This is a genomic window from Streptomyces thermovulgaris (assembly GCF_002155915.1).
Taxonomy (GTDB): domain Bacteria; phylum Actinomycetota; class Actinomycetes; order Streptomycetales; family Streptomycetaceae; genus Streptomyces; species Streptomyces thermovulgaris.
Genome location: NZ_MUME01000304.1, coordinates 1 through 1,721, shown reverse-complemented (window position 1 = coordinate 1,721; position 1,721 = coordinate 1). Strand labels below are relative to the sequence as shown.

The window sequence follows — 1,721 nt, the reverse complement described above, 5'->3', positions numbered from 1 at the left end:
GGTCAGGAGGGGGGTGCGCCGAGGGCGGGGAGAACCACGGCGTCGATGTACGAGGTGAGGAAGGTGCGGGTCGGCGGCTGGTCGTCCAGCAGCGTCTTGGTGACGAACGCGCCGACCATCATGGGCAGCAGGAAGTCCAGTGCGGGGCAGTCGGCCCGGATCTCGCCCCGGTCGACGGCACGCTGCAGCATCCGCCGGAACTCGGCCAGCTCCGGCTCCACCAGCTGCTCCCGGAACGCCTGGAGCAGGTCCGGGTTGTGGTGGAGGGCCATGGCGACGCCCCGCATCAGCGCGGCGTTGCGCTGCATGGTGCAGTCGTCCTCCTGGGTCACCAGGGCGTGCAGGTCACCGCGGAGCGTGCCGGTGTCGATCTCCTCGATCCGGGTGGGATGGCCGTGCCGGATGGCCTTGACCACCAGCTCGGCCTTGCCGCCCCACTGGCGGTAGAGGGTGGCCTTGCTGGAGCGGGTGCGGGCGGCGACGGCGTCCATGGTGAGGGCGTCGTAACCGACCTCACGCAGCAGGTCGAGCACGGCCTCGTACAGCTCGGCCTCGCGCTCGGGCGTGAGACGGCTGCGACGGGGTGTCGCGGCCTCGGCCATGGTCTGTCGCCTTCCTTCTCCGCGCGTTCCGCCCGGTTTCCGTACGGCCTCTCCGTACGACTTCTCGTACGAAACGGTTTCGTACATGTCCCGGCACATGGTCCGGCGTCTTCTTTCGTATGCCACGAATGTAGCGCAGGCGCTCATCGAAACGAAACGGTTTCGTACGTGTGCTGGGTCACGTTTGTCGGATTTCCATAAAGGTCCAGAAGTTGCTGCGGTACATCCCCGGACAAAGCATGGGAAGGTGAGCTATCTGCGCCTGCCGCACCTCAGCGGCGACCTGCTGTGCTTCGTGACCGAGGACGACCTCTGGCTGGCGCCGCTCGACGGATCCAGCCGTGCCTGGCGGCTCACCGTGGACCGTGCCAAGATCGGCCACCCCCGCTTCTCGCCCGACGGGCGGCACATCGCGTACACGAGCTGGCGGACCCTGGCGCCCGAGATCCACCTGGTCGAAACGGACGGCGGACCGGGCCGGCAGCTGACGTACTGGGGCAGCACCGACACCCGGGTGTGCGGGTGGGCACCGCCCGACGCGCACGGCCGCTCCGACATCCTCGCCGTCACCTCCCACGGCGAGCCCTTCTCCTACTTCACCTGGGCCTACCGCGTCGGCACCGACGGCTCCCCCGGACGCAGGCTGCCCTGGGGACCGGTGGCCGACCTTCAGATCGCCGCCGCGGACGGCGCGGACGAGCCCCTGCTGCTGACCGGCACACCCCCGCACGAACCGGCCTCCTGGAAGCGGTACCGGGGCGGCGCCACGGGCCGGCTGTGGCTGCACGGACAACGGCTGCTCGCCGGCATCGGAGGCCATCTGGCCTGCCCGATGCTCGTCGGCGACCGGATCGCCTTCCTCTCCGACCACGAGGGCGTGGGCAACCTCTACTCGTGCGCCCGCGACGGCTCCGACCTGCGCCGGCACACCGACCACGACTCCTTCTACGCCCGGCACGCCGCGAGCGACGGCACCCGGGTGGTGTACCAGTGCGCCGGCGACCTGTGGATCGTCGACGAGCTGTCCCCGGACTCGGTCCCCCGCAAACTCGAGGTACGGCTGAGCGGACCGCAGACGGGCCGGCGCCCCTACCATGTGCCGGCCCGTCTGCGGTCCGC

At 70.2% G+C, this 1,721-nt stretch carries 1 protein-coding gene and 1 pseudogene; one reads left to right on the top strand and one right to left on the bottom strand.

Annotated features, from left to right (window positions below; translation table 11 throughout):
* Nucleotides 1–2: 2 nt before the first annotated feature.
* Nucleotides 3–602 (bottom strand): TetR/AcrR family transcriptional regulator, encoded by a 600-nt coding sequence (locus CCN35_RS21850; RefSeq protein ID WP_067396336.1) that lies wholly within the window; start codon nt 600–602, stop codon nt 3–5.
* A gap of 247 nt (nt 603–849) precedes the next feature.
* Between CCN35_RS21850 and CCN35_RS21845 the strand changes: the two are divergent.
* Nucleotides 850–1,721: pseudogene (locus CCN35_RS21845) on the top strand (PD40 domain-containing protein); the annotation flags it as partial.

Excerpts from the sequence above, each read along its gene's own strand:
- CCN35_RS21850 (WP_067396336.1), bottom strand. The coding sequence starts at position 602 with ATGGCCGAGGCCGCGACACCCCGTCGCAGCCGTCTCACGCCCGAGCGC.